Annotated in this window: 25 protein-coding genes; 6 read left to right on the top strand and 19 right to left on the bottom strand. The window is 67.0% G+C overall.

Annotated elements, in window-relative coordinates; translation table 11 throughout:
- Window positions 1–9: 9 nt before the first annotated feature.
- The 4 genes from AAID08_RS27110 to argB form a co-directional block, all read right to left on the bottom strand.
- Window positions 10–1,503 carry a DASS family sodium-coupled anion symporter gene (locus tag AAID08_RS27110; RefSeq protein WP_395757142.1) on the bottom strand — a complete coding sequence of 498 codons (1,494 nt, stop codon included), beginning with the start codon at window positions 1,501–1,503 and terminating at the stop codon, window positions 10–12.
- Between the two features lie 285 nt (window positions 1,504–1,788).
- Window positions 1,789–2,364: a nucleoid occlusion factor SlmA gene (gene slmA, locus AAID08_RS27105; RefSeq protein ID WP_054500386.1), complete on the bottom strand. Its 576-nt coding sequence runs from the start codon at window positions 2,362–2,364 to the stop codon at window positions 1,789–1,791.
- A gap of 45 nt (window positions 2,365–2,409) precedes the next feature.
- On the bottom strand, window positions 2,410–3,156 hold the full coding sequence (locus AAID08_RS27100) for a pyrimidine 5'-nucleotidase (protein WP_269872924.1): 747 nt from the start codon (window positions 3,154–3,156) through the stop codon (window positions 2,410–2,412).
- Entirely contained in the window at window positions 3,156–4,058 is a 903-nt protein-coding gene (gene argB, locus AAID08_RS27095; RefSeq protein ID WP_026382124.1) for an acetylglutamate kinase, read from the bottom strand. The genes AAID08_RS27100 and argB overlap by 1 nt, the downstream gene beginning before the upstream one ends.
- 334 nt (window positions 4,059–4,392) lie before the next feature.
- On the opposite strand from argB, the gene AAID08_RS27090 reads away from it, so the two are divergent.
- Window positions 4,393–5,181: a MetQ/NlpA family ABC transporter substrate-binding protein gene (locus tag AAID08_RS27090; RefSeq protein ID WP_054500388.1), complete on the top strand. Its 789-nt coding sequence runs from the start codon at window positions 4,393–4,395 to the stop codon at window positions 5,179–5,181.
- A 133-nt stretch (window positions 5,182–5,314) separates the two neighbouring features.
- On the opposite strand, the gene AAID08_RS27085 is transcribed toward AAID08_RS27090, so the two are convergent.
- From AAID08_RS27085 to AAID08_RS27070, 4 genes are read right to left on the bottom strand one after another with little or no spacing between them, the layout of a single operon-like run.
- Window positions 5,315–5,809, bottom strand: a complete 495-nt coding sequence (locus tag AAID08_RS27085; RefSeq protein WP_054500389.1) for a peroxiredoxin — start codon at window positions 5,807–5,809, stop codon at window positions 5,315–5,317.
- Window positions 5,806–6,549, bottom strand: coding sequence for a BON domain-containing protein (locus AAID08_RS27080; protein ID WP_064524009.1), 744 nt, complete (start codon window positions 6,547–6,549; stop codon window positions 5,806–5,808). The genes AAID08_RS27085 and AAID08_RS27080 overlap by 4 nt, the downstream gene beginning before the upstream one ends.
- On the bottom strand, window positions 6,546–7,139 hold the full coding sequence (locus tag AAID08_RS27075) for a phosphoheptose isomerase (RefSeq protein ID WP_006389868.1): 594 nt from the start codon (window positions 7,137–7,139) through the stop codon (window positions 6,546–6,548). Before AAID08_RS27075 ends, AAID08_RS27080 begins: the two co-directional genes overlap by 4 nt.
- A gap of 30 nt (window positions 7,140–7,169) precedes the next feature.
- A complete protein-coding gene (locus AAID08_RS27070; RefSeq protein ID WP_054500391.1) occupies window positions 7,170–7,655 on the bottom strand; it encodes a YraN family protein in 486 nt (161 codons plus the stop codon).
- 65 nt (window positions 7,656–7,720) lie between these two features.
- Between AAID08_RS27070 and rsmI the strand changes: the two genes are divergently transcribed.
- On the top strand, window positions 7,721–8,650 hold the full coding sequence (rsmI, locus tag AAID08_RS27065) for a 16S rRNA (cytidine(1402)-2'-O)-methyltransferase (RefSeq protein WP_064524011.1): 930 nt from the start codon (window positions 7,721–7,723) through the stop codon (window positions 8,648–8,650).
- A 3-nt stretch (window positions 8,651–8,653) separates the two neighbouring features.
- Window positions 8,654–9,271: a methylated-DNA--[protein]-cysteine S-methyltransferase gene (locus AAID08_RS27060; RefSeq protein WP_372414513.1), complete on the top strand. Its 618-nt coding sequence runs from the start codon at window positions 8,654–8,656 to the stop codon at window positions 9,269–9,271.
- Window positions 9,272–9,284: 13 nt separating this feature from the next.
- Here AAID08_RS27060 and AAID08_RS27055 read toward each other — a convergent pair whose 3' ends face one another.
- Together AAID08_RS27055 and rapZ are read right to left on the bottom strand one after the other, a co-directional pair.
- Window positions 9,285–10,244 carry a septal ring lytic transglycosylase RlpA family protein gene (locus tag AAID08_RS27055; RefSeq protein WP_054429285.1) on the bottom strand — a complete coding sequence of 320 codons (960 nt, stop codon included), beginning with the start codon at window positions 10,242–10,244 and terminating at the stop codon, window positions 9,285–9,287.
- Entirely contained in the window at window positions 10,241–11,113 is an 873-nt protein-coding gene (gene rapZ / locus AAID08_RS27050; protein WP_054501178.1) for an RNase adapter RapZ, read from the bottom strand. The genes AAID08_RS27055 and rapZ overlap by 4 nt, the downstream gene beginning before the upstream one ends.
- A 199-nt stretch (window positions 11,114–11,312) precedes the next feature.
- Between rapZ and AAID08_RS27045 the strand changes: the two genes are divergently transcribed.
- Window positions 11,313–12,068: a c-type cytochrome gene (locus tag AAID08_RS27045; RefSeq protein ID WP_395757141.1), complete on the top strand. Its 756-nt coding sequence runs from the start codon at window positions 11,313–11,315 to the stop codon at window positions 12,066–12,068.
- A gap of 11 nt (window positions 12,069–12,079) precedes the next feature.
- Complete coding sequence (locus tag AAID08_RS27040; protein WP_395757140.1) at window positions 12,080–13,363, top strand: c-type cytochrome; 1,284 nt, start codon at window positions 12,080–12,082, stop codon at window positions 13,361–13,363.
- Here AAID08_RS27040 and AAID08_RS27035 read toward each other — a convergent pair whose 3' ends face one another.
- The 9 genes from AAID08_RS27035 to AAID08_RS26995 all read right to left on the bottom strand — a co-directional run bounded on the left by AAID08_RS27035 (window position 13,364) and on the right by AAID08_RS26995 (window position 20,880).
- Window positions 13,364–14,797 (bottom strand): PLP-dependent aminotransferase family protein, encoded by a 1,434-nt coding sequence (locus AAID08_RS27035; RefSeq protein WP_054500396.1) that lies wholly within the window; start codon window positions 14,795–14,797, stop codon window positions 13,364–13,366.
- A 22-nt stretch (window positions 14,798–14,819) separates the two neighbouring features.
- Window positions 14,820–15,746, bottom strand: coding sequence for an HPr(Ser) kinase/phosphatase (gene hprK / locus AAID08_RS27030; RefSeq protein ID WP_006216298.1), 927 nt, complete (start codon window positions 15,744–15,746; stop codon window positions 14,820–14,822).
- A gap of 20 nt (window positions 15,747–15,766) precedes the next feature.
- Window positions 15,767–16,222 carry a PTS sugar transporter subunit IIA gene (locus tag AAID08_RS27025; protein WP_006391807.1) on the bottom strand — a complete coding sequence of 152 codons (456 nt, stop codon included), beginning with the start codon at window positions 16,220–16,222 and terminating at the stop codon, window positions 15,767–15,769.
- A 378-nt stretch (window positions 16,223–16,600) separates the two neighbouring features.
- The gene (hpf, locus tag AAID08_RS27020) at window positions 16,601–16,936 is read right to left on the bottom strand and encodes a ribosome hibernation-promoting factor, HPF/YfiA family (protein ID WP_006391806.1); all 336 of its coding nucleotides are present in this window, start codon (window positions 16,934–16,936) and stop codon (window positions 16,601–16,603) included.
- 220 nt (window positions 16,937–17,156) lie between these two features.
- Complete coding sequence (lptB, locus tag AAID08_RS27015; RefSeq protein WP_049076872.1) at window positions 17,157–17,951, bottom strand: LPS export ABC transporter ATP-binding protein; 795 nt, start codon at window positions 17,949–17,951, stop codon at window positions 17,157–17,159.
- A 33-nt stretch (window positions 17,952–17,984) separates the two neighbouring features.
- Window positions 17,985–18,629, bottom strand: a complete 645-nt coding sequence (lptA, locus tag AAID08_RS27010) for a lipopolysaccharide transport periplasmic protein LptA (protein ID WP_064524017.1) — start codon at window positions 18,627–18,629, stop codon at window positions 17,985–17,987.
- Window positions 18,626–19,258, bottom strand: a complete 633-nt coding sequence (gene lptC / locus AAID08_RS27005) for an LPS export ABC transporter periplasmic protein LptC (protein ID WP_054500398.1) — start codon at window positions 19,256–19,258, stop codon at window positions 18,626–18,628. The genes lptA and lptC overlap by 4 nt, the downstream gene beginning before the upstream one ends.
- Window positions 19,259–19,285: 27 nt before the next feature.
- Complete coding sequence (locus AAID08_RS27000) at window positions 19,286–19,894, bottom strand: HAD family hydrolase (RefSeq protein WP_081273411.1); 609 nt, start codon at window positions 19,892–19,894, stop codon at window positions 19,286–19,288.
- Window positions 19,891–20,880 (bottom strand): SIS domain-containing protein, encoded by a 990-nt coding sequence (locus AAID08_RS26995; protein WP_175166971.1) that lies wholly within the window; start codon window positions 20,878–20,880, stop codon window positions 19,891–19,893. Before AAID08_RS26995 ends, AAID08_RS27000 begins: the two co-directional genes overlap by 4 nt.
- A 104-nt stretch (window positions 20,881–20,984) precedes the next feature.
- Here AAID08_RS26995 and purT point away from each other — a divergent pair, with 104 nt between their 5' ends.
- Window positions 20,985–22,202, top strand: coding sequence for a formate-dependent phosphoribosylglycinamide formyltransferase (gene purT, locus AAID08_RS26990; RefSeq protein ID WP_054500401.1), 1,218 nt, complete (start codon window positions 20,985–20,987; stop codon window positions 22,200–22,202).
- Window positions 22,203–22,342: the final 140 nt, after the last annotated feature.

Here is a 22,342-nt window from a genome sequence, read left to right as displayed (position 1 = left end):
GCGGTCTCCTTACAGCCAGCCCAGCCAGCGCCAGTAGGTCATGCCCATCAGCATCATCAGCGCGTAGCCGATGATGGTGACCAGGATGCCGACCTTGGCGAACTGCTTGGCGTTGAAGGTTTCCGTGCCCAGGCACACCATGTTCTGCGGCGCGTTGATCGGCAGGATGAAGCCATAGCTCACCACGAAGCCCAGCAGCATGGTCATGCCCAGGCGGCTGAAGTCGCCCGGCAGCGTGGCCAGCACCGAGATCAGGATCGGCAGCATCGCCGAGGTCAGCGCGGTGGCGCTGGCGAACCCCAGGTGGATGATGATCAGGAAGGCCGACAGGATCGCGAAGATGGCCAGCGGGCCGAGATGGTCCAGGCCGGTGTGCGCCACCACCTGGTTGCCCAGCCATTGGCCGGCCTGCGTGGTCAGCAGCGCGGTGCCCAGGCTGATGCCGACGCCGAAGACGATCACGGTGCCCCATGGAATGCGCGATTGCACGTCTTTCCACGTCATCACGCCAAAGCGCGGCAACAGCAGCAGCACCAGGCCGAAGTAGGTGGTGGAGGTGGTGTCGAACTTGTGCAGCTTGCCTTCGGTCGACCAGAACAGCAGCAGCATGACCGACACGGCCATCAGGCGCTTTTGCGCGCCCGTCATCGGGCCAAGCTCGAGCAGCGATTTCTCGACGGCTTCCTTGCCCCCCGCGATGCTGTCGCTCTCCGGCGGCAGCAGCTTGAGCACGATGATGATCAGCACGGCCGACATGATCAGCGACCACGGTGCGCCCGCGATCAGCCAGTCCGACCAGGCCACGCGCTGGCCCAGCATCTTTTCCATGAAGCCGACGGTCAGCAGGTTCTGCGCGGCGGCGGTTTGGATGCCGACGTTCCAGATGCTGGTGGCCTGCGCCACGATGATCATGATGCCGGCGGCGATGTTCGAGCGCTTGTCCACGCCGAAGGCCGCGATCACGCCCATCATGATGGGCACCACGGCGGCGCTGCGGGCGGTCGCGCTGGGCACCACCAGGCTCAGCACGATGGTCACCGCGATACATCCGATCAGGATGCGGCGCGTGCTGGTGCCGACCTTGGACAGCGTCACCAGCGCGATGCGCCTGTCCAGCCCGGTGAAGGTCATGGCCGCGGCGATGAACAGGGCGCCGGTGACCAGCGCGAGCGCCGAGTTGGCAAAGCCGGTCAAGGCCATGCTGATGGCAGCCGAGGTGCCGTACAGCACCTGGGGATCCTTGATTGTGGGCGCGGTGCCCAGCAGGAAGGCCATCAGCGTCGTGATCATGATCGCGCTGGCTTCGTAGGACACGGCTTCCGTGATCCACACCACCACCGCGAAGGCCAGGATGGCCAGCATGCGATGCCCTGCGACCGGCAGGTCGGCGGGCAGCGGCAGCATCAGCACGCCGATCATGACGATGAAGCCGGCGACCAGGCCGATCGGGATTTTTGTTTTCTTGGGGGCTTGCGAGGCAGGGACAGCGGTTTCCGCAGTCATATCCATCTCCGGTTGAGGTCAAACTGACGGCGCCTCGTTGCCAAGCCTTGGCTGGTGCAGAACGAAGTGCCGACGCTACAGAATGATCGTGACGGCATTAAGGAAAACCCGTATTGATAGATGTCAATTTGGGGGACAATCGTGCTTGTCGGAAAACCGATCCGGAGATTATGCTCGTCGGCTGCCGAAAATCGCAACCCTGCGAATGTTGCATAAAAACAAACAAATGCAGGGATCGCAGTCGCACAAGACCGCTAATTCGTTCGTGTTATGACGCGAATAAGGTCAACCCAGCGCCAGGCGCAACTGTTCGTCCAGGTGCTGTGTGGGTAACACGCGCCAGCCGCTCTGGGCGTAGCGCAGCCATCGGCCCAGCACCAGGTGCGTCAGCAGGCTTGCGTGCGCGGCCACGTTGGCCTCGGGCGGCAGGCCGCCATCGCTGACGGCGATGCGCAGCGATTGCTTCAACGACGCCTCGATGCGGTCGTTGATGTGGTTGATCCGTTCCTGCAGGCGATTGTCCTCGGTGACCAGGGCGTCCCCGGTCAGCACCCGCGTCATGCCCTTGTTGCGTTCCGAGAACGTCAGCAGCATCGATACCGTCTGGTGGGCCTGCGACAGGCCGTAGGGCTCGGCGGTCGCGATCTGGTTCACCAGCGTGAAGATGCTGGTCTCGATGAACTCGATCAATCCCTCGAACATCTGCGCCTTGCTGGCGAAGTGCCGGTACAACGCGGCTTCCGAGACCGCCAGGCGCGCGGCCAGCGCCGCCGTGGTGATGCGCGAAGCGTGCGGCTGCTCCAGCATTTCGGCCAGGGTCTGCAGAATCTGGGTCTTGCGCTCGCCGGGTTTGCTCGCCATGGACGGGTCTGGTGTTACGCAGGCAGGGGGTGGGAGAGGAGGGCGCTAGCCCCGCAAGGGACGCCGGCGCAGCAGCAGATCACTGACGCAGTTTACCCGCAAGTCGACGTACGACGGTCGCTGCGCGCGGCCCCGTCCGAACGGCGTGCCGGGATGGAATACGTGCACCGTGCGCAGTCCGGCGCGACGGGCGCCGCGCAGGTTTGCAAGCGTGTCTTCGACCAGCACCGCCTGGCGTGCCGGCACGCCTTCGCGCGCCAGCACGTGGCGCAGCAGGGCGGGTGAAGGCTTGGGACGGAATTCGCCGTGCAGCCGCATGTGCTCGATGGCCCACAGGCTGTCGAACTGTCGCAGGATGCCCAGCCGCCGCAGCACGGCGCGCGCGTAATGCAGCGGCGCGTTGGTCAGCAGCACCTTGCGGCCCGGCAACTGCCGCAGCTTGTAGGCCAGCGCCTTCTCGGCGCGCACCAGCGGGTTGACATCGAAGTCGTGGCTGCGGTGCAGGAAGGCGTGCGGATCGATGCCATGGTTGCGCACCATGCCGATCATCGTCGCGCCGTAGCGCTGCCAGTATTGCTTGCGCACGGCGTTGGCGGTATCGACGTCCACGTCCAGCGCCTCGGCCACGGCCATGGTCATGCCGTGATCGATCCGCGGAAAGATGGCGTGCGAGGTGTCGTGGAGCGTGTTGTCCAGGTCAAACAACCACAGGCGCCCGGGGGCGCCTGTGGCGGTGCGGCGCGAGCGGCGCTGGCGCACCGCCGGCCGCAGCAGGGTGCGCAGCGCTCGCATCAGTGCGAGCTGATCATCGTGCCAACGCCCTGGTCGGTCAGGATTTCCAGCAGCAGGCAGTGCGGCACGCGGCCGTCGACGATGTGCACCGAGTTGACGCCGTTCTTGGCGGCATCCAGCGCCGACGAGATCTTGGGCAGCATGCCGCCCGAGATGGTGCCGTCGGCGAACAGCTCGTCGATGGTCTGGGCCGACAGGCTGCGCAGCAGCTTGCCGCCCTTGTCCAGCACGCCCGGGGTGTTGGTCAGCATCAGCAGCTTTTCGGCGCCCAGGACTTCGGCCATCTTGCCGGCGACGACGTCGGCGTTGATGTTGTAGGCAGTGCCGTCTTCACCGTAGCCGATGGGCGAGATGACCGGAATGAACTGGTCGTCCTGCAAGGCCTTGACCACCGCCGGTTCGACCAGGGTGATGTCGCCCACGAAGCCGATGTCGATCGGTTCGGCGGGGTTCTCCTTGTTGGCCATCAGCTTTTTCTGGGCCTGGATCAGTCCGCCGTCCTTGCCGGTCAGGCCCACGGCCTTGCCGCCGACCTCGTTGATCATCATGACGATGTCCTGCTGGACCTGGCCGCCCAGCACCCATTCGACCACTTCCATGGTCTCGGCGTCGGTCACGCGCATGCCCTGGATGAAGGTGCCTTGCTTGCCGATGCGGCGCAACGCGTCGTCGATCTGCGGACCGCCGCCGTGCACCACCACCGGATTCAGACCCACCAGCTTGAGCAACACCACGTCATGCGCGAAGCTGCGTTGCAATCGCTCTTCCGTCATGGCGTTGCCGCCGTACTTGACCACGATGGTTTTGCCGTGGAATCGTCGGATATAGGGCAGCGCTTCGGAGAGCACCGCGGCTTTGACAGCGGGAGACGAGACGGCAGCAGGGTCGGGGGTGTCGGTCATGGCGGCTAAGTCGGCAATAAGTAGGGTATGAAAGTTAGAGGTTGAAAGCCTGCGCCGCTGATGGCGTGAAGGCATTGCCCCCCGTGGGGGCGTGGGGTCCGGCAGTAAAAAATGCCTGCACAGGAACGCGTTGGCAACGCGGTAGCGCAAGCATACGACGGATTGTAGTCCCCCCAGGTTTCTTATGCTTTAAACCCATGTTGATATGCCCGACAAATAACCGGCATTGGGGTAAATTGGGGGCGTTTTCGCAACGGAGCGCCCCTCACAAGGGGGAATCTCCACACCGGCCGGGCATATGCCCCCAAATTTCTACCTATAAAAGAGGCAACTCATGCGTTTGAATTTCGTCCGTTCCGCCCTGGTGGCGTCGGCCCTGCTGGTGGCGGCCACCGCCGCCCACGCCGAAAAGATCGTCGTCGGCGCCACCCAGGTGCCGCACGCCGAGATCCTGGAAGTGGTCAAGCCGCAACTGGCCAAGGAAGGCGTGGAACTCGACATCAAGGTCTTCAACGACTACGTCCAGCCCAACCTGCAACTGGCCGACAAGCAGCTCGACGCCAACTTCTTCCAGCACAAGCCGTACCTGGACACCTTCAACAAGGACCGCAAGGCCACGCTGGTGCCGGTCGCCCTGGTGCACGTCGAACCCTTCGGCGGCTACTCCAAGAAGATCAAGACCCTGGCCGAACTGAAGGACGGCGCCACCGTCGCCATCCCGAACGACCCCTCCAACGGCGGCCGCGCGCTGGTGCTGCTGCAGAAGCAGGGCGTCATCAAGCTGAAGGATCCGTCCAACATCCTGGCGACCGCCGCCGATGTGGTCGAGAACCCCAAGAAGCTGAAGTTCCGCGAACTCGAGGCCGCGATGCTGCCGCGCTCGCTGGACGACGTCGACCTGGCCCTGATCAACACCAACTACGCGCTCGAAGCCGGCCTGGTGCCGACCAAGGACGCGCTGTTCATCGAAGGCGCCGATTCGCCCTACGCCAACATCCTGGTGACCCGCGCCGACAACAAGGACGCGCCGGGCATCAAGAAGCTGGTCAACGCGCTGCACTCGCCCGAGGTGAAGAAGTTCATCCTCGACAAGTACAAAGGCGCCGTGGTCCCGGCGTTCTGATCGCGACGCGGGCCTGATTCCCCGCCAAGGCCGCCCGCTCATGCGGGCGGTTTCTTTTTGCAGGCCAGGCCGCGGCCAAATGAAAACCGCCCGACAGGCGGGCGGTTCATGGTGGCGGCAAAGGGGACCGGGATCAGCCCGCGGCCAGCGCCTTCTCGACGGTGGCGTGGAATTCAGCCACGTCGTATTCACCCAGGTAACGCTTGATAATGCGTCCCTGCTTGTCGATCAGGAACGCGGTGGGCGTCAGGCGGATGTCGCCGAAGGCGCGGGCGATCTCGCCCTTGGTGTCCAGGGCCACCGGGAACGGCAGCTTGCGGCTTTCCTTGAAGTTGAGCACGAAGTTGGGCGGATCGTAGTCCATGGCGACAGCGATGGCCTCGTAGCCCTTGCCCGCGTATTCGTTGTAGGCGGAGATCGTCTCGGGCATCTGCTTGACGCAGGTCACGCAACTGGTGGCCCAGAACTTGACCAGCACCACCTTGCCGCGCAGGTCCTGCATGGAGAAAGTCTTGCCTTCCAGCGTGGTGAAGGTGACATCCGGCGCGGCTTGCGTGGGGCGCAGGGTGAACCAGGCGCCGATACCGACCGCCACCAGGACGGCCAGGGCTACGATGGCTTTTTTCATTTGATGGGCATGGCCTCTACGGCACTGCCACCGCTGGGCGCGCTGCTGCCGCCGCCGGCAGCACTCGTGTCGCTCTCGATGGGGGCCTTGGTTTCGGTGGTGGTCGATTTGCCGCCGCTGTTCGACAGGCGAATCGCTTCCTCGCGGCTGATGGTCTCGAACAGTTTAACCACCTTTGCGACGCCGCTGAGATCCGCGACGGCGTTGGCGGCGTAGTCGCCCTCGGCCTGCGTCACCTTGCCCATCAGGTAGACCACGCTGTGGTCGGTGGTGACGGCGATGGTGCCGGAGGGCACGTACTTGGTGTTGAGCAGGGCGGTCTTGGCTTTGGAGGTGAGCCAGGTGTCGTTCGAACGCACGCCGAAGGACGCGATCGGGCCCACGGTGAGCTGGTTTATCACCTGCTTGACGTTCTCGACGCTCTGGGCGATGGCGGTGGCCTGCGACTTGGCTTCCTCGGTGGGCACGTCTCCGGTCAGCAGCAGGTGCCCGCCATAGGCCATGGCGTTGACGCGCGCGGTTTCACCCAGCTTTTGGGAGATCTGGCTCTGGGCCTTGAAGGCCATGTTCTGGTCTTCGAGCTGGATACCCGAGGTGCGCCGGTCGGTCACGACCACGGCCGTGGTGGCGGCCGCGCCACCCACGATCAGGGGCGCGCATGCGGACAGCGACAGGGCCGCGCCGGACAGGGCCGCGGCGAGCAGCAGGGGGCGGGCGGCGGTTCTGACGTCTGAAATCATTCGGTGTCTCCAAGCAGAAGAGCGTCAATGCCGTCGCAAAGCGCATGCAACAGCAGTATATGGACTTCCTGGATCCGCATGGTGCGATCGCTGGGAACACATAGATGGACGTCCATCGGCGTAATGAGTTCCCCCATGACGCCGCCGCCCTTGCCCGTCAAGGCCAGGACGTGCATTTCGCGGCTGGCGGCGGCTTCCATGGCGCGCACCACATTGGGCGAGTTGCCGCTGGTGGAGATGGCCACCAGCACGTCGCCAGCCTGGCCGAAGGCGTTGACCTGGCGTTCGAAGACTTCGTCGAAGCCGTAGTCGTTGCCAACCGCGGTGAGGATCGAGGTGTCGGTGTTCAGGGCGATGCCGGCCAGGGGCAGGCGTTCGCGTTCGAAGCGGCCCACCAGCTCGGCGATGAAATGTTGCGCGTCGGCGGCCGAGCCACCGTTGCCGCAAGCCAGAATCTTGCCGTTGTTGGCCAGGGCGCCAAACAGCACGTCCACCGCGATCGCCAGCGGCTCGGCCAGCACGTTCATGCTTTGTTCGTACGTGGCCATGGCGTCGCGAAAGTGCGACGTCATTCGAGAGGTCATATCCATGGCCGCGATTATCTCACGGGCGGACCCGAATCAAGCCAGCTCGAACGCCGCGCGCAGCCACCGGACCTGGTCGCCGTCGAACAGCACGGCGTCGAAGCGGGCCGGCGGCACGGCGCCCTGCCAATGGCGCTGGGCCAGGGTGGGCAGCCAGTGCGCCGCGGCGCGCGCCAGGCGCGCCTGCTTGTCGCGGCCGATGCTGGCCGCCGCGCCGCCGTAGGCGTCGCTCTGGCGTGAGCGCACCTCGACGAACACCAGCACATCGCCGTCGCGCATGACCAGGTCGATCTCCCCGGCGCGGCAGCCCAGGTTGCGGGCCAGCAGCACCAGGCCGGCGGCCCGCAACAGGCGCAGGGCGGCGTCTTCGTGGCCGTCGCCGATACGCTGGCGCGGCGAGCGCCGGGGCGCCGGGCGGTGGTGGTGGTCGGCCGTGGCGCGCGTTCCAGCGCGCCGGCGCCGCTTTTGCGCGCGGCGGCGCGCCGCCAGGGCCAGCTCGAAAGCGAATGTGTCATCCGGCATGCCGGTTCCGAAATGGGGGGCGATGGCGGCTACACTGACATGGTTTTCCGCGTGAGTAGGCAGCAATGAATCAAAATGTCTCATCCCCGGTGGCCGGCGACGCCTGGGCCCGCGTCGCTGAACGCGTGGCCGGACAGCATTGGCCCGCCTCGACGCTGTATGTGGTGGCCACACCGATCGGCAATCTGGGCGACCTGGGGCTGCGCGCCTGGCATGCGTTGCAACGCGCCGACGTGATCGCGGCCGAAGACACCCGCGCCAGCCGCACGCTGCTGGACGCCTGGGGCGTCAGCACGCCGCTGATGGCGGCCCACCGGCACAACGAGGCCGCGGCGGCGCAGGCCATCTGTGAACGCCTGGCCCAGGGTCAGCGCGTGGCGCTGGTGTCGGATGCCGGCGCGCCGGCGGTCAGCGATCCCGGCGCGCGCGTGGTGCGCGCCGTGCGCGAGGCCGGTTTCGCGGTGGTGCCGGTGCCCGGCCCCAGCGCCGTGATCGCCGCGCTGATGGGCAGCGGCGTCACCACCGACGAGAATCCCGCCTACGCCTTCGCCGGCTTTCCGCCGTCCAAGGCCACCGCGCGCCAGCGCTGGCTGCGAACCTGGTGCGCGCTGCCGGCGCCGGTGGTGATGTTCGAATCGCCGCATCGGCTGGCCGCGACGCTGGCCGACCTGCTGGAGGTCTGCGGTCCCGCCCGCCTGCTGACCGTGGCGCGCGAACTGACCAAGCGCTTCGAGGAGATCGCCACGTTTCCGCTGGGCGAGGCCGCCGCCTGGCTGGCGGCCGATGCGCACCGCGAGCAGGGCGAGTTCGTGCTGATCGCGCATGCCCAGGCCGGCCAGCAGGCCGATGAAGACGCCGACCCGCGCGCCGATGCCTTGCTGGATGCGCTGCTCGAAACCCTGTCGGTGCGCGACGCCTCGAAAATCGCCGCGAAGGTCACCGGCCTGTCGCGCGACGTCCTGTACAACCGGGCCCTGGCCCGCAAGAATCCGTAAGCCATGATCTACACCGCAGAGACCCGCAAGCGTCCCGGCGAAGCGGCGGAGCCGATCGTCTACCGTGACATCCCCACGCCGCTGGGCGAAATGCGACTGGTCGCCAGCGCCAAGGGGCTGCGGGGCGCCTGGTTCACTGACCAGACCCTGCTGCCGTCCGCCGAAGGCTGGACCCGCGACGAAGCCGATCCCATTCTGGAACAGGCGCGGTGCGAGCTGGACGAATGGTTCGCCGGCCGGCGCCGCGAGTTCGAGGTGGCGCTGGATCCGGTCGGCACGCCGTTCCAGCATGAAGTCTGGCGCGCCTTGTGCAAACTGGATTTTGGCCAGCTCGCCAGCTACGGCGAACTGGCGCGCATCGTCGGCCGGCCCAAGGGCGCCCAGGCCATCGGCGGGGCGGTGGGCCGCAATCCCGTCATCATCATCATTCCGTGTCATCGCATCATCGGCGCGGATACCTCGCTGACCGGTTTCGGCGGCGGCCTGCCACGCAAGCAGGCGCTGCTCAAGCACGAAGGCAGCGAGTACCTGAGCCGCAATGCGCGCGCGCGACGGGTCTGTGACGGTCAGGCGCAACTGCCGTTCGAGCAGCCCTCGTTCGACTGGCCGCCGGGGCCGTAGGCGACGGGCCGCGTTATTGCGCGGCGATGCTGGGCGTGATGCCGATGCGGTCCGACACCAGTTGCACCGCGTTCAGGGCGCTCTGGCGATCCGGATAGGGGCCGATCTTGACCCGGTACAGGTTGTTCGATTGCTCCACGGCCGCCGGCGGCGCGCCTGCCGCGCCCAGTTGGGTGTTGATGCGGCTGACCAGCGACTGCGCGTTGGCCGGCTGGCTGAACGCGCCCACCTGCAGATAGACATTGCCGATGCCGCCAGCCGCCGGTTGCCGCACCGGCGCGCTGCCTGGCGCGGGCGCCGGTTGCTGCGCCAGCGGTTGCGGCTCGAGCGCCACGGGGGCGGCCGCCACGGGCGTGGCCACCGGCGTCGAGCCGGTCGCCGAGGCGGGCTCGGGGGCGGGCCCTTGCGAGGCCCAGCGGCGGATCTCGTCCTGCTGGATGCTTTCCACCACCACCTGGCCGCTGCCCGGCCCGATGATGCCCAGCTTGTAGGCCGCCACGTACGACAGGTCCATGATGCGGTCGCTGTGGAACGGCCCGCGGTCGTTGACCCGCACGATGATGGTCTTGCCGTTGACCAGGCTGGTGACCCGCGCGTAGCTGGGAATCGGCAGCGTGGTGTGGGCCGCGGTCATGGCGTACATGTCATAGGGCTCGCCGATCGAGGTCGAGTTGCCGTGGAATTTCTTGCCGTACCACGAGGCGATGCCCTGGCGCTTGTAGGGCTGGCCGGTGGTATCCGGCACATAGCGCTGGCCGAACACCACGTACGGACGATTGGCGCCGCTGGCGTAAGGCTCGATGCGCGGCACCGCGTCCGGGACCTGGTCCAGGTTGGACGGCGGATTGGCGTCCGGGCCGTCGTCCTTGTAGTACCCGCCGCCCTTTTTACGTCCCCCGGTGGAAGAGCAGCCGGCCACGGCAATGGCCAGCAACAGCATCATCAGGATATGGAGCGGTCGGGACAGGATCATGCGGATTCGTCGGGCAGTTGGGTGCGATGGCGCACCAGCAGCGGGTCGTGGTCGGCAAAGCGCTTGGCCAGTTGTTCGACCACGTAGACCGAACGGTGCTGGCCACCGGTGCAGCCGATGGCGACGGTGAGGTAATTGCGGGTGTCTTGCGTGTACTGGGGCAGCCAGCGGTTCAGGAAGCCGGCGATGTCGTCGATCATCAGCCCCACTTGTTCATAACCTGCCAACCAGGCGGCGACGGGTTCGTCGCGGCCGGTCAGCGGACGCAGGTTACGGTCGTAATAGGGGTTGGGCAGGCAGCGCACGTCGAACACCAGGTCGGCGTCGCGCGGCACGCCGCGCTTGTACGCGAACGATTCGAAGGTCAGCACCAGCGGCGCGCGGTCGGCCTGGATCAGGTCGCGGATCCAGGCGCGCAGTTGGCCCGGCGTGAGCTCCGAGGTGTCGATGACATGTTCCTGCTCGCGCAGCGGCGCCAGCAGTTCGCGCTCGAGCGCGATGCAGTCGGTCAGCGACGGCGCGGTGCCGCCGCGTTGCAGGCGGTCGGTCAGCGGATGGCGGCGGCGGGATTCGGAATAGCGCTGCACCAGGGTGTCAGTGCTGGCGTCCAGGAACACCACGCGCAGGCTGGTGCCCATGGCGCGCAGCGCGGTGACCACGTCGGGCAGTTCGGCCAGCTCGCCGGGCGAGCGCACGTCGATGGCGACCGCGACGCGCTCCAGGCCATCGTCGCGGGCATTGGCCACGAACTCGGTCAGGAACCGCACGGGCAGGTTGTCGACGCAGGTGTAGCTGGCGTCCTCGAGCATGCGCAGGGCAACGGACTTGCCTGAGCCTGAGATGCCGGTAACGAGGACGACTTTCAACATGGACATGATTGTGGCACGCTTTTCCAGGAGGATGCCGGCGGGTTGGCATCTGATATGGCCGTAAACTGCGAATCTGCGCCTGTACTGCCGCGCGGGCCCTGGCGTAAGCTTGGGCACCCGCACACGACCGATTCATCTACGCGCCCCGCCGCCATGCGCCTTCGGGGTTGGAATTCGACTTAGTGTTAACTGGCCCTAGATGTTAGCCCTCATTTCCTTTCGTAGTGTTTCACTGCCGCGGTTTTGGGCAAAATCCCGCCTTCTGGTCGCCGTCGTTGTTGCCTTTTCGGCAGCGCCCGCGCTGGCCCAGGACACCCCCCAGGTGCTGCAGCCGGGCACCATGGCGGCGCGGGTGGCGGCCTGTACGGCCTGTCATGGCGAACAGGGCCGCGCCGGCGCCGACGGTTACTACCCGCGCCTGGCCGGCAAGCCGCAGGAATACCTCTACCACCAGTTGCTGAACTTCCGCGACGACCGGCGCCAGTACCGCCCCATGGCGCACCTGCTGGCGGGCCTGCCCGACGCCTACCTGCACGAAATGGCCGCCTATTTCTCGGCACAGCATGTGCCGTATCCGCCGCCGGTGCGCGCGGAAGTGTCGGCCGCCACGCTCGAGGCCGGCCGCAAGCTGGCGCTGTCGGGCGACGCCGCCCGCGGCCTGCCGGCCTGTGCCGCCTGTCATGGCGCCTCACTGGGCGGGGCGCTGCCGGCCATCCCCGGCCTGCTGGGCCTGCCGCGCGATTACGTCGGCTCGCAGATCGGCAGTTGGAAGAACGGCCTGCGCCGCGCCGACGCGCCGGACTGCATGGCGGATATCGCCGGCAAGCTCACGCCTGAAGACATCGGCGCGCTGGCGGCATGGCTGTCGTCGCAGCCGGTGGCCGACACCTATGCGCCCGAGCCCGCCGGGGCTCTGCGGTTGCCTGCCGAGTGTGGCAGCCAGGCGCAACGTTGAAGGATTGCCGGATGAAACTGATGAAGCGAATCCTTGGCACCCTGCTGGCGCTGGCCGTGATCGCGGTGGGCGCCCTCTACTGGCTCGGCACGCGCGACGACGCCAGCACCGGCGCTGCCGCGGCGCCCGCCGATCCGCAGCAGCGCCTCGAACGCGGACGTTATCTGGCGCTGGCCGGCAATTGCATGGCCTGCCACACCGCGCGTGGCGGCCAGGCCTATGCGGGCGGCACGCCCATTCCGACCCCGTTCGGCACGATCTACGGTCCCAACATCACGCCGGACGAGAAGACCGGCATCGGCGCCTGGAGCGCGGACGATTTCTGGCAGGCGCTGCATAACGGCAAGTCGCGAGACGGCACGCTGCTGTATCCAGCCTTTCCGTACACCGAGTACACCCGCGTGACGCGGGCCGACGCCGATGCGCTGTTCGCCTATCTGCGCACGATCACGCCGGTGAGCCAACCCAGCCGCGCGCCGGATCTCGATTTCCCGTATGACCAACGCCTGCTGCTGGCCGCCTGGCGCGCCCTGTATTTCCGGCCGGGCGTGCAGGAAGCCGATCCGGGCCAGTCGACGCAGTGGAACCGCGGCCGCTACCTGGTCGAAGGCCTGGGCCATTGCGCCGCTTGCCACGCGCCGCGCAACAGCCTGGGCGCGACGCGCGCGGCCGACGGCCTGGCCGGCGGCCTTATCCCGATGCTGGACTGGTACGCGCCGCCGCTGACCAATGATCCGCAGGTGGGCCTGGGGCGCTGGTCGGCCGAAGACATCGCGGCGTTGCTGCGCACCGGCATGGCGGCGCACTCCAGCGCCAGCGGTCCGATGGCCGAGGTGGTGCTGGGCAGCACCCAGCACCTGACCGAGGAAGATGCGCTCGCAATGGGCGTGTATCTCAAGTCGTTGCCGGCCACGCCCGTGGCGTCATCGCGGCCCGCCGTGCCGGTTTCCCCGGCGGCCATGGAACTGGGCGGCAAGATCTACCGCCAGCAATGCGCGCAATGCCACCAGCCGCAAGGCGAAGGCAGCGCGGGCGCCTGGCCCGCGCTGGCCGGCAATCCGACGGTGACCGCGCCGTCGCCCGTCAATGCGATCCGCATCGTGCTGGACGGCGGCTTCGCGCCCGCCACCGCGGCCAATCCGCGGCCGCATGGCATGCCGCCCTTCGGCCAACTGCTCAACGACAACGACGTCGCGATGCTGGTGTCCTACATCCGCAATAGCTGGGGCAACGAGGCCGGCGGCGTGACGCCCCTCGAGGTCAAGCGCGCCCGCGCCGCCTCGACCCGCAACTGATCAGGACGGCCGCGCGGCCAGTTGGCAGGCCGCGCGCGCCATCTCTCCCAGGGCGCGGATGGCATCGGCCTTGGCGTCGTCCCACGGGTGGCCGTAGTTCAGCCGCAGCGCATTGCCGAACTGGCCGCTCGCCGAGAAGATCGGGCCGGGTGCCACGCTGATGCCGCGCGCCAACGCCTGCCGGTGCAGCGCCAGCGCATCGACCGCCGCCGGCATTTCCAGCCAAAGGAAAAAGCCGCCTTGCGGCCGGGTCACGCGAGTGCCCGCGGGAAACTCGCGCGCGATCGCATTGGCCATCAGGTCCTGCTGCGCCTGCAGCGTTTCGCGCAGGCGGCGCAGGTGGCGGTCGTAGCCGCCTTGTTCCAGGTATTCGGCGATGGCGCCCTGCGCCGGACTCGACGCCGACAGCGTGGACGACAGCTTCAGGCGCTGCACGCGTTGCGCGTAGCGTCCAGCGCTGGCCCAGCCGATGCGGTAGCCCGGCGCCAGGCATTTTGAGAACGACGAGCAGTGCAGCACCAGCCCCTGCTTGTCGAAGGCCTTGGCGGGCACCGGCCGCGTCGCGCCGAAATACAGCTCGCCGTAGACGTCGTCCTCGATCAGCGGGATCTGGTGGCGCGCAAGCAGTTCCACCAGTTGCCGTTTCTTTTCTTCGGGCATCAGGCTGCCCAGCGGATTCTGGAACTGCGTCATCAGCCAGCAGGCCGTGGGCGCGTGGCGCTGGATCGCGGTTTCAATCGCGCCCAGATCGACGCCGGTGCGCGGATGCGTGGGCACTTCCAGCGCCTTCAGGCCGTGGCGTTCCAGCGCCTGCAGCGCCCCGTAGAAGGTGGGGGCCTCGACAATGACCGTGTCGCCCGGCCGCGTCACCGCCTGCAGGCAAAGGTTGAGCGCTTCCAGCGCGCCGTTGGTGACGACGATATCGCTGGCCGGCACGTTGATGCCGGCGATCAGGTAACGCAGCGCGATCTGTCGGCGCAGGCCGGGATTGCCGGGCGACAGGTCTTCCATCGTGTCCAGCGGGTCCTGGCGCTTGAGATGTGCCGACATGGCCTGGGCCAGCCGCGGCAGCGGGAACAGCAGAGGGGAAGGGAAGGCCGAACCCAGCGGGGTGACATCGCGGTTGCGCACCGAGTCCAGGATGTCGAAGATGCGCTCGCTGATCGCGAGTTCGGTCGATTCGCCGTCGGGACAGGAAGTGTCGGGTTCTGGGGGCAGGCTGTCGCCGCGCGCGTTGACGTAGTAGCCGGAACGGGGACGGGCGCGGATCAGACCGCGCGCTTCCAGCAGGTAGTAGGCCTGGAATACCGTCGACGGACTGACGCCGCGGCTGGCGCAGGCCTCGCGCACCGACGGCAGTTTGTCGCCCACGCGCAGCACGCCGTCGCGGATCGACCTGGCGATCTCGTTGGCGAGTTTCTCGTACAGGCTCACGGTTCCGCGCGGTAACGCGCGTTTACTTGCTGCTTTGCAGGATCGCCATGGCCTGGCGTTCCATGAATTCGCCCAGGGTGTCGATGCCGCGAAGCTTGAGGATGGTGTTGCGCACCGCGGCTTCGACCAGCACCGCCAGGTTGCGGCCGGCGGCCACCTGCAGCATGACCTTGCGCACCGGCAGGCCCAGCATGTCCTGGGTGATGTCCTGCAGCGGCAGGCGTTCGAACTTGTCCTGCGCGGTTGCGCGCACCAGGTGCACGATCAGCTTCAGGCGCATCTTGCGACGCACCGAGGTCTCGCCGAAGATGGTGCGGATGTCGAGCAGGCCCAGGCCGCGCACTTCCAGCAGGTTCTGCAGCAGTTGCGGGCAGTGGCCTTCGATCATGTTGGGCGCGGTGCGCGAGAATTCGACCGCGTCGTCGGCCACCAGCCCGTGGCCGCGCGAGATCAGTTCCAGCGCCAGTTCGCTCTTGCCCAGGCCGGATTCGCCGGTGATCAGCACGCCCAGGCCCAGCACGTCCAGGAACACGCCGTGCACGGTGGTGGTGGGCGCGAGTTTCTTGCCCAGGTAGATGCGCAGCAGGTCGATCAACTGCGCGGCCGCCACCGGAGTGGACAGCAAAGGCACCTGGTGCTGGTCGCACTGGTCCACCAGGTCCTGCGGCGGCGTCAGGCCGTCAGCCAGCAGGATGGCGGGCACGCCGCCGATCAGCAGCTCGTCCATGTGATGCATGCGGCGGCGCAGGTCGAAGCGGGTGTAGTACGCCAGCTCTTCCTGGCCGAACACCTGGATGCGCGACGGGTGGATCAGGTTCAGGTGGCCCACCAGGTCGGCGGCCGCCATGCCGTCATCGGGAATCGCGCGGTCCGCGGCCCCTTGGCCGGAAATCCAGTTGAAGGGGATTTTGTCGGCGTTGTCGTCGACGAGTTCCTGCACCGTGAGCATGGCAGCGTTTCCGCGAGGGGTCAGAGTTGGCCGGTGGTGAGCATCTTGTGGACGACGGCCGGATCGGTCTCGGTGGCCAGCGCTTCGCGCAGCGCCTTGTTGGACATGAGCTGCGCCAGTTCCGCCAGGATATCCAGGTGCTGCTGCGTGGCGGTTTCGGGCACCAGCAGACAGAGCAGCATCGATACGGGCTGTCCGTCGGGGGCGTCGAACGTGATGGGCTGCGCCAGGCGGATGAAGGCGGCAAGCGCCTGCTCCAGTCCCTTCACGCGGCCGTGCGGCACGGCGACGCCCTGGCCGAGCGCGGTCGAGCCCAGACGCTCCCGCGCAAACAGGCTGTCGAACACGAGCGCGCGTGCCAAGCCGTGGTTGTTTTCAAAGAGAAGGCCAGCCTGTTCGAACGCGCGCTTCTTGCTCGTGGCGAGCATATCGAGGACGACGTTGCCGGCGGGAAGGATGCGCGACAAATGATTCATCAGGTCATTATAGGGTTATATGACGCACTGCAAAAAACTCCGGTGGGAGGCGCTCGCGCCGCGGTCCGCACCCTCCTGGATCAGGCCGCCGGTCTCGGCACGAGAGCGACAGCATAGACCGATAGCGCCGGGTTGTGGGCATTCTTCGTGCGCAGGTGGGTATACCAGCACGGTATGGCGTGGATGCCTTGATCGGGTTTTCCTGGGAGGGAATGACGTTCGCCGGCCTGTGCCGGAGAATGGGGGACAAAGAAGGCGGGGGGAGTTTGCCGATGCCCCGGCTGGACGGGACGTCTAGCGGGACACCGGGACTTAGGCAGGATTCAGGAATCGCTGTTTAGCTTGGCTCGCACGGCGAGCGAATCATGAAGCGCGGTATTACTGGGTTGGCGAAAGGTTCGCCGCTTGCCGCTTCACGGACTCTGCCGTGTGACTTCGCACCTTGTCCTTGTGCTTGATGACCTGACGGTCGACTTTGTCAGCAAGAAGGTCGATCGCGGCGTAGAGGTTTTCATCGGTTGCTTCACAATGAATGTCCTTGCCACTAAGACGCATGGTGATTTCGGCTCTGTGCCGCAGGGGCTCTACTGAGAGCATGACCTGGGTATCGATGACGTGATCGAAATGCCGCAGCACTCGCGCCAGTTTGTTCATGACATATTCCCGGATGGCCGGGGTGACGTCGAGGTGACGACCGCAGATGCTCAGGTTCATAGTGTGCTCTCCTTCTAAAAGAGGAAAAAATGGTGCGCGGAAGGCGCGGTGGGGTCGTTAGGCGTTCTCCTTGTTTGAGGGGTTCGTTTGATACTAGTGTATAGACTCGGGCCGATAAAACAAGCTGACCTAACGCAAGTCCATGGCATTTTCATTGCGCCCGCCCAGGGGCGTGCCCCAGGGGCCGTCACGGACCCTGGGATTTTCCCCAATGGAGGTGTTACATGCGGAAGTGTTCGCCCAGGTAGACGCGGCGAACGGCCGGATCGCCGACGATTTCGTCGGGGTGACCGTCGGTCAGCACCTTGCCTTCGCTGATGATGTAGGCGCGGTCGCAGATGCCCAGCGTTTCGCGCACGTTGTGGTCGGTGATCAGCACGCCGATGCCGCGACCCTTCAGGAAGCGCACGATGCGCTGGATCTCGATCACGGCGATCGGGTCCACGCCCGCGAACGGCTCGTCCAGCAGGATGAAGCGCGGACTGGTGGCCAGCGCGCGCGCGATTTCGACGCGGCGGCGCTCGCCGCCCGACAGCGAAATGGCGGCGTTGCTGCGGATGTGGCCGATCTGCAGCTCTTCGAGCAGCAGCTCCATCTGTTCATTGATCTTGGGCGTGGACAGCGTGCGGCCGTCCGGCCCGATCTGCAGTTCGAGCACCGCGCGGATGTTCTGCTCGACCGTCAGGCGGCGGAACACCGAGGCGTCCTGGGGCAGGTACGACAGTCCCATGCGCGCGCGCTTGTGGATCGGCATCGCGGTGATGACCGAGCCGTCGATCTCGATACGGCCGGCGTCGGCCGGCACCAGGCCCACGATCATGTAGAAGCTGGTGGTCTTGCCGGCGCCGTTGGGGCCAAGCAGGCCCACCACTTCGCCGCTGGAGACGGACAGGGACACGTCCTGCACCACGGTGCGGCCGTTGTAGGTCTTGCGCAAGCCGGTTGCGCGCAGGCTGCCCTGCTTGACGCCCGAAGGGGCGGAGGTCACGGGAGTCTGCACTGAAGGTTGGTTCATCGTGGCTGCGTATGGGTGACATGGGAGGCGCTGTCAGCGCCCCTTCTTCGATTCCTGCTGCTTGCGGCACTCGGCCACCGCGGCGTCCGACTTGGCGCGCGGCTCGGCCACGGAACGGACCCGGCCGCCAGCCGCCGAGGAGTTCGGGCCGCCCTGGGCTTCGTAGGTGCCGCTTTTCTCGTTGTAGCGCACCCGGTCGCCGCGAATCGTGTCAAACGGTTTGCCGCAGACATAGCGCACCACCACCGCCTGGCCGATCAGGTCGAAGGTGCTCTTGGTGCCGTCGTATTCGGCGCGCAGGCCCTTGCCCTCGATCAGTTCGAAGGTCTCGGGACGTTCCTGGCGGATGGTGACGACCTTGCCCTTGTTCGCGGTGGCGGTGCCGTACTGGTTGCCAGCGGCGTCCTCGCGCATTTCCAGGTTGTCGGAGGTGAGCGTCATCAGGCCACGCGTCATGTTGACGTTGCCGGTGAACACGCTTTGTTTCTTCACGTCGTCGTAGTGCAGCGTGTCCGACAGGATCGTGGTGGTGGGTTCCTCGGCGGGCGCGGTCTTGCTCGCGCCGGCGGCGGCCGGCTTGGGGTCGGCCGCGAGCGCCGGCGCTACCGCCGATGCCATCAGCAGCATCGCGCCCAGCAGGCGCGTGGTGGGGGCAATGCGAATCCGGAAGTCGGTCATGGTTTCTTCGGGTCAGTGGTGTTGGCAGGCGTCTCGGCCGGGCGGCGCGATTTGTTTTCCGTGCCGGCGATTTCCACGTCGGTGGACGCCGATACCTGCAATTGGCGTGTCTTGTTGTTGTAGTGCATGCCCTTGCCGTTCATGCGCGAGCGGCCCTTGATGACTTCCGCGGGCAGGTCGGTGTAGACCACGTCGTCGTCCGGCAGCAGGATCAGTTGCTGGCTGCGCACGTCCAGGACGTCGTTGTTGGCGTCCGGCTGGCGGTGCACGTGCGCGTCGCCGTTCATGACGATGCGCTTGCCGCCCTGTTCCATGACGGCCGTTTTGGAAACGCCCACGGTGATCGGGCTGGCTTCGCGCTGGCCGATGGCGCGCGGCTGGGTGATGTGATACGAATCGTCGTCCGGGAAATGTTCGGCGTAATCGCCCTCGAGCCGATTGATGGGACGCCCGGTGGGGTCGGTGCGCAGCATCACGAAATTACGCGACCAGGCGTCCATTTCGTGCGTGACGCGGCGCGGCGGGTCCGTCTGGATGGCCCGCTGCGCGTAGTCGGCGGCCCAGTACGTGCTGGCGACGAGCACCAGCAGCAGGAACAGCGCGATCAGGGAAGGGAAACGATCTTTCATCAGGTCTGCGGGGCGTGATAGGGGCGCTTACTGGATGGCGCCAGGACCGAGCAGTCCCGGCGCCGCCAGGAATCCGCCCAGCCGGCCCTGGGAGGCCAGCAGCAGGTCGCAACATTCGCGCACCGCGCCGTTGCCGCCCGCTTGCGTTGCGATCCAGTGGGCCGCCTGGCTGACGTAGCCCGGCGCATTCGGCACGCTGGCGGCGAAGCCGGCGCGTTGCATGGCCGGCAGGTCGATGATGTCATCGCCCATGTAGCCGGTCTGGTTCAGTTGGACCGCGCTGCGCTGCGCAAGTTCGGCCAGCGCGGCGCCTTTGTCGCGCACGCCCTGCATGATCTCGGAAATTCCCAGCTCGGCGGCGCGGCGCGCCACGATCGGGCCGGAGCGGCCAGTCATCAGCGCCACCTTCAGGCCGCCTTCCATCAGCAGGCGCAGGCCATGGCCATCCAGGGCGTTGAAGCGCTTCTGGACTTCGCCGGTCTCGCCGTAATACAGGCCGCCGTCGGTCAGCACGCCGTCCACGTCGAAGACCATCAGGCGCACGGCGGCGGCGCGTTCGCGCACCGCTGGCGCGATACGGGCCAGGACCAGGGCTTCGGCGGGGTGGGTGATCGAAGGGGGGAGAGTCATAGTCATACCACTTTGGCGGCCATCAGGTCGTGCATGTGCAAGGCGCCGAGCAGGGCGCCATCGGCGTCCAGCACCAGCATGTGATTGAGCCGCAGTTCGTCCATCTGGCGCGCGGCCTCGACGGCCAGCGCGTCCGGGTTGATGCTGCGCGGCGAGCGCGTCATGCCGGCTTCGACGTTCAGGCTGCGGATGTCGCCGTAGCGTGCGATCAGGCGGCGCAGGTCGCCGTCGGTGAAGATGCCGACCGGGCGGTGCTGCGCATCGCTCACCACGGTCATGCCCATGCCCTTGGCCGACATGACTTCGAGCGCCTGCGAGACCGGCGTGCCCTGCGCCACGACGGGCAGGGCGTCGCCCTGGCGCATGACGTTGCGCACGTGGGTCAGCAGGCGCCGGCCGAGCGCGCCGCCCGGATGCGAGCGGGCGAAATCCCGGGGCCCGAACCCGCGCGCCTCCAGACAGGCCACGGCCAGCGCATCGCCCAGGGCCAGGGCCGTGGTGGTGCTGGCGGTCGGCGCCAGGTTCAGCGGGCAGGCTTCCTGGGACACGCTGGCGTCCAGGTGGACGTCGGCGAGCCGCGCCAGCTCGGACTGCGGATTGCCGGTAATGGCCACCAGGCTGGCGCCCATGCGGCGCACCACCGGCAGGATGGTGAGCAGCTCCTGGCCCGACCCGGAATACGAAATGGCGATCAGGACGTCGTCGCGGGTGATCATGCCCAGGTCGCCGTGCACCGCTTCGGCGGCGTGCACGAAGAAGGCGGGCGTGCCGGTGGAGGCGAAGGTGGCGGCGATCTTGCGGGCGATGTGGCCGGTCTTGCCGATGCCGCTGACGACCACGCGCCCACGGCAGGCCAGCAGCATGGCGACGACCCGCGCGAAGCTGTCGTCCAGCCGCGCGGACAGGTCCAGGATGCCCTGGCTTTCGATTTGCAGCGTCCTGCGCGCAGATGCCAGCGCGGTCTCGGACGTTGTGGTGGGATGATCGGTCATCAGGGGATTTTAATATCAGGTTGCGGGTTTGCCCCTGGGAGGGGGGTATGGCATCCTGGCGACTCTTTTATCCGGCTATCAATCTTTCCTTTCCAGGCCCGCTCATGTCCAGCATTCCCAGCCCCGTCCTTGGCACGCCCCTGTCCCCCCTGGCCACCCGAGTCATGCTGCTCGGCTCGGGCGAGTTGGGCAAAGAGGTCATCATCGCTCTGCAGCGGCTGGGCGTGGAAGTCATCGCGGTGGACCGGTATGCCGACGCGCCGGGCCACCAGGTGGCGCATCGCGCCCATGTGGTGTCGATGACGGACCCCGAAGCCCTGGAAAAAATCATCCGGCAAGAGCAACCGCACGTTATTGTCCCCGAAATCGAGGCCATTGCCACCAATTTGCTGGTGGATCTGGAAGCGGCCGGCGTGGCGCGGGTCACCCCGACCGCCCGGGCGGCGCAACTGACCATGAACCGCGAGGGCATCCGCCGCCTGGCGGCCGAGACCCTGGGCCTGCCCACCTCGCCCTACGCCTTCGTCGATACGGAAGACGAATTGCGCCGGGCCATCGACGGTGGCATCGGCTATCCCTGCGTCATCAAGCCGGTCATGTCCTCGTCGGGCAAGGGCCAGTCCGTGATCAAGGGCGCCGAGGACCTGGGCGCCGCCTGGCGCTACGCCCAGGAGGGCGGCCGGGTGGGCGGCGGCCGCGCCATCGTCGAGGGCTTCATCCGCTTCGATTACGAAATCACGCTGCTGACCGTGCGCGCCCGGGGCGCCGACGGCCAGGTCGAGACCCGCTACTGCGAGCCGATCGGCCACAAGCAGGTCGACGGCGACTACGTCGAGAGCTGGCAACCCCATCCCATGTCGCCCGCGGCGCTGGAGCGTGCCCGCGAGATCGCCCTTGCCGTGACGGCCGAGCTGGGCGGCCTTGGAATTTTCGGCGTCGAACTGTTCGTGGCCGGCGACCAGGTGTGGTTCTCGGAAGTGAGCCCGCGCCCGCATGACACCGGCATGGTCACCATGATTACCCAGGCGCAGAACGAATTCGAACTGCACGCCCGCGCCCTGCTCGGCCTGCCGGTGGACACCTCGCTGCGCCAGCCTGGCGCGAGCAGCGTCATCTATGGCGGCGTCGAGGCCAAGGCCGTGTCGTTCCACAACGTGGCGCAGGCGCTGGCAGAGCCGGGCACCGACATCCGCCTGTTTGGCAAGCCCGAGTCCTTCGTCAAGCGCCGCATGGGCGTGGGCCTGGCGATCGCCGAGGATGTGGCCGCCGCGCGCGCCAAGGCCAAGCGCGTGTCGGCCGCCGTCACCGTCAAGGTCGGCTGACCCGCCCATCCGCCCCGCGCGCCGGGGGCGGCGCCCTGGATTTCCCCTTGATTCGCAGCCACCCGCCAACCGGCGGGTGGCTTTTTTTCGTGGCGCGTCCACCACAGATTGCGACTGATTTCGGGGGCGGAACGACAGAA

The sequence above is a fragment of the Achromobacter sp. EB05 genome (assembly GCF_044232075.1).
Lineage (GTDB): Bacteria > Pseudomonadota > Gammaproteobacteria > Burkholderiales > Burkholderiaceae_B > Achromobacter > Achromobacter dolens.
Note: the sequence above shows the minus strand (reverse complement) of the source record. Positions and strands in the feature narration are given on the sequence as shown.